A 4,351-nucleotide genomic window follows, 5' to 3' on the forward strand; every position below is an offset into this window, starting at 1 on the left:
GGGGCGGTCCGGTCTTGAAACAGATGCCGCGTATTCGGGCCTCTGTCTCGGCTTCGTTGATCGCCTGGTTGTCGGGCACAGTCGTCATCTCCCGTTCGGTTCGGATGGGCTCGGTTCGCGCGCCCCTTTTCGGGTCGGTGCGAGCCGCGTTGCCGCTGCCCACCCTCACCTGTCGATGGCGTCTGACTCAAGGGCCCATCCAGCCTCAGGGCCCGTCCAGCGTCGCACAAGAGTGCGTGCGTCGCCCGGCGGAGTGATCTGGGCGCGCCCCGCCGGACGGTTCCACTGGTCGTACCGACTGGTTAGTATGCGCTCGGCGCGGGGACCGCGCGCCGACCGACAGGGTGTGGGAGGCCACTGGTATGCAGGCATGGCGAGTGCACGAGACGGGCGAGCCGCGCGCGGTGATGCGCCTGGAAGAGGTGGCGGAGCCGGTCGCCGGGCCCGGGCAGCTGCTGCTGCGGGTCAGGGCCGCCGACGTCAACTTCCCCGACGCTCTGCTGTGCCGCGGGCAGTACCAGGTGCGTCCGCCGCTGCCGTTCACCCCCGGCGTCGAGGTGTGCGGCGAGGTCCTGGCCGTCGGCGAGGGCGCGCAGGGCCGGCCGGGCGACCGGGTCATCGCCACCCCCGCGCTGCCCACCGGCGGTTTCGCCGAGACCACGGTCGTCAGCGCGTCGGCCGCGTTGCCCGCGCCCGACGCGCTGGACGACGCGCAGGCCGCGGCGCTGCACATCGGCTACCAGACCGGATGGTTCGGCCTGCACCGCCGGGCCCGGCTGCAGCCCGGCGAGACGCTGCTCGTGCACGCCGCCGCGGGCGGCGTCGGCAGCGCCGCCGTTCAGCTCGGCAAGGCCCACGGGGCGCGGGTGATCGGTGTCGTCGGCGGCGAGGACAAGGCCAAGGTGGCCCGGGAGCTCGGCTGCGACCTGGTCGTCGACCGGCGGCACGAGGACATCGTGGCGGCCGTCAAAGAAGCCACCGGCGGGCGGGGCGCCGATGTGATCTACGACCCGGTCGGCGGCGACGCGTTCGCCAAGTCGGTCAAGTGCGTGGCCTTCGAGGGCCGGATCGTGGTCGTCGGATTCGCCAGCGGCGTGGTCCCCCAGGTCGCCCTCAACCACGCCCTGGTCAAGAACTACGCCATCCTCGGCCTCCACTGGGGCCTGTACAACACCCACGACCCCGCCGCCGTCCGCGCCTGCCACGACGAGCTGACGCGCCTCGCCGCCCAGGGCACGGTCAGCCCCCTGGTCAGCGAGCGGGTGCCGCTGGACGCGGCAGCCGACGCCGTCCAGCGCGTCGCGGACGGCACCACCACCGGCCGCGTCGTGGTGGTCCCGGGTCAGCGCCAGGGGGAGGGGCGATGAGTACGGACACGGAACAGGTGACCGCCGACGGACTGCGCGACCGGGTGCGGCAGCTGGTCGCCGAGCACCCCGTGGCCACCACGGCCAGGCTGGACTTCCTGCGGGCCCGCTTCGACGCCGGACTCGCCTGGGTGCACTACCCGGTGGGGCTCGGCGGCCTGGGCGCCCCGCGCTCGCTGCAGTCCGTCGTGGACGCCGAGCTGGGGGCTGCGGGCGCGCCCGACAACGACCCCCGCCGCATCGGCATCGGCCTCGGCATGGCCGCCCCCACCATCCTCGGCTTCGGCACCGACGAGCAGCGCACCCGTCTGCTGCGCCCCCTGTGGACCGGCGAGGAGGTGTGGTGCCAGCTGTTCAGCGAACCGGGAGCCGGCTCCGACCTCGCGGCCCTCGGCACCCGGGCCGCACGCGACGGCGACACCTGGGTGATCGACGGGCAGAAGGTCTGGACGTCCAGCGCCCACCTCGCCCGCTGGGCGATCCTCATCGCCCGCACCGACCCGGACCTGCCCAAACACCGCGGCATCAGCTACTTCATCTGCGATATGACCGACCCCGGGGTCGAGGTGCGCCCGCTGCGCCAGATCACCGGCGAGGCGGAGTTCAACGAGGTCTTCCTCACCGGCGTGCGCATCCCCGACAGCCGCCGCCTCGGTGAGGTCGGCGAGGGCTGGAAGGTCGCCCAGACCACCCTGATGAACGAGCGAGTCGCCATCGGCGGCGGCCGCGTCCCCCGCGAGGGCGGCATGATCGGCCGGATCGCCACGGTCTGGCGCGAGCGGCCCGAACTGCGCACCCACGATCTGCACCAGCGGCTGCTCGGGCTGTGGGTGGAGGCCGAGGCGGCCCGGCTGGCGGGCGAACGGCTGCGCCAGCAGCTCGCGATGGGCCAGCCCGGCCCCGAGGGCTCGGCGATGAAGCTCGCCTTCGCCCGCCTCAACCAGGAGATCAGCGGCCTGGAGGTGGAACTGCTGGGCGAGGAGGGCCTGCTGTACGACGACTGGACGCTGCGCCGCCCCGAGCTCGTCGACTTCACCGGGCGCGAGGCCGGCTACCGGTATCTGCGCGCCAAGGGCAACTCCATCGAAGGCGGCACCTCCGAGGTGCTGCTCAACATCGTCGCCGAACGCGTCCTGGGCCTGCCGTCCGAGCCGCGGACCGACAAGGACCTCCCGTGGAAGGACCTGCCCCGATGAGCACCCCGGACATGCTCTCTTCCGAGGCCGACCTGCTCTACTCCGAGGCCGAGGACGATCTGCGCGCCGCCGTGCGGTCGCTGCTCGCCGACCGCTGCCCGCCGTCCGCCGTACTCGCCGAGGCCGAGCGCCGCCGCCCGTACGACCCCGCGCTATGGCGCTCGCTGGCCGTGGAGATGGGGACGGCCGGGCTGTTGGTGCCCGACAAGCTGGGTGGACAGGGCGCCACCGCACGGGAGGCCGCGGTCGTGCTGGAGGAGCTGGGCCGCTCCGTCGCCCCCGTTCCCTATCTCACCAGCGGCGTGCTCGCCGTCTCCGCCCTGCTCGGCTGCGACACCGACGAGGAGCAGGTGGCCCGGCTGCTCGGCGCGCTCGCGGAGGGGCGTGCGGTCGGCGCGCTCGCGCTGCCGCTGTCCACCGCGCCCGGTGGCGCGCCGCCCGCCACCGTCACCGCCGGCGCCGACGGCGCCCTGAGCGGCCGGATCGGCGGCGTGGCGGGCGCGGTCGGCGCGGATGTGCTGCTGGTCCCGGCCGAGGGCCCGGACGGGTACGGGCTGTACGCCGTGGACATCGACGCCCCGGGTATCACCGGTGGGGGCGGCGGCGTTACCGGCGGCGTCACCGTCGAGCCGCTGACCTCGCTCGACCTCACCCGGCCGCTCGCCGCGCTCCACTTCGCTCAGGCCCCGGCCCGCCGCCTCGCCGGGCCCGACCGCGCCCGGGCCGCCGTCGGCCGGGCCCTCATGGCGGGGGCCGGGCTGCTCGCCTCCGAGCAACTGGGGCTGGCCGAATGGTGTTTGGCGGAGACCGTACGGCACACCAAGGAGCGCCATCAGTTCGGCCGCCCCATTGGTTCGTTCCAAGCGCTCAAACATCGAATGGCCAGGCTCTGGCTGGGGCTGGTCTCCGCCCGCGCCGCGGCCCGGCACGCCGCCGACGCGCTCGCCGCGGACAGCCTCGAGGTTCCCATCGCGGTGGCGGTCGCCCAGTCGTACTGTGCGCGGGTCGCGGTGCACGCGGCCGAGGAGTGCGTGCAGCTGCACGGCGGGATCGGCATGACCTGGGAACACCCGGCGCATCTCTACCTCAAGCGGGCCAAGAGCGATGAGATCGCGCTCGGCACCCCCGGCCGCCACCGCGAGGCGCTGGCCGGGCTGGTGGACCTGCCCGCCCCTGTCGGCTGAGCGGTCCCGCTCCCGGCCGCCCCGCGTGGCGCTTCGCGCGGCCGCGGGGCGACCGCGGTGTGGCGTTCGGGAGCGGCCGGGGCGTTCGCACCCGTGATCGGCACTCGTATGGAGCACCGCGATGGCGCGGGTCAAGGGCATAACTGGGCGAAACTGGCGGCCGGATTCCGATCCTCATGAAGCGCCTGAGGAGGCTCGCCATGGCCATTTCGATCTCCGTGGTCCTACTGCTGCTGATCCTGGCGGTGGTCTTCCTGCGGAGCGGAGGGCTGCGTATCTCCCATGCGCTGGTCTGCGTCACGCTCGGCTTCTACCTGGCCAGCAGCAGCATCGCGCCGACCATCTCCGAGGGGCTGGCGGCGACCGCGGACGTGGTCAGCAGCGTCCGGCCCTGACCGGCTGGTCGCGCGGGCTCAGCGGCGGTCGCCGGGCCGGGACCGTACGTCCGGCTGGGACCGTACATCGGGCCGGGGGCGGCTGAACACCGCGATCCCATTGGGGACCAGCCGCTCGGTGCCGCCCGAGGGATGGTTGCGCACGGTCAACCGCCCACCGTCCGCCTCCCGCGCCACGAGCGTCGAGGAGCCGCCGCCGTCGAGGTTGA

The 4,351-nt window shown here is 74.0% G+C and carries 5 protein-coding genes; 4 read left to right on the plus strand and 1 reads right to left on the minus strand.

From position 1 onward, the window contains the following. Positions 1-362: 362 nt before the first annotated feature. From CCN51_RS49830 to CCN51_RS49845, 4 genes are all read left to right on the plus strand, one after another. Entirely contained in the window at positions 363-1,367 is a 1,005-nt protein-coding gene (locus CCN51_RS49830; protein WP_014174317.1) for an NADPH:quinone oxidoreductase family protein, read from the plus strand. Further along, positions 1,364-2,563 carry an acyl-CoA dehydrogenase family protein gene (locus CCN51_RS49835; RefSeq protein WP_014174316.1) on the plus strand — a complete coding sequence of 400 codons (1,200 nt, stop codon included), beginning with the start codon at positions 1,364-1,366 and terminating at the stop codon, positions 2,561-2,563. Before CCN51_RS49830 ends, CCN51_RS49835 begins: the two co-directional genes overlap by 4 nt. Continuing rightward, on the plus strand, positions 2,560-3,747 hold the full coding sequence (locus tag CCN51_RS49840) for an acyl-CoA dehydrogenase family protein (RefSeq protein ID WP_014174315.1): 1,188 nt from the start codon (positions 2,560-2,562) through the stop codon (positions 3,745-3,747). The genes CCN51_RS49835 and CCN51_RS49840 overlap by 4 nt, the downstream gene beginning before the upstream one ends. 200 nt (positions 3,748-3,947) lie before the next feature. Further along, a complete protein-coding gene (locus CCN51_RS49845) occupies positions 3,948-4,142 on the plus strand; it encodes a hypothetical protein (RefSeq protein WP_014174314.1) in 195 nt (64 codons plus the stop codon). Positions 4,143-4,160: 18 nt separating this feature from the next. Here the strand turns inward: CCN51_RS49845 and CCN51_RS49850 are convergent. After that, the coding region (locus tag CCN51_RS49850; protein ID WP_143676185.1) for a phosphodiester glycosidase family protein at positions 4,161-4,351 on the minus strand (191 nt) is incomplete at its 5' end.

This window comes from Streptomyces milbemycinicus (assembly GCF_002154605.1).
Classification (GTDB): domain Bacteria; phylum Actinomycetota; class Actinomycetes; order Streptomycetales; family Streptomycetaceae; genus Streptomyces; species Streptomyces milbemycinicus.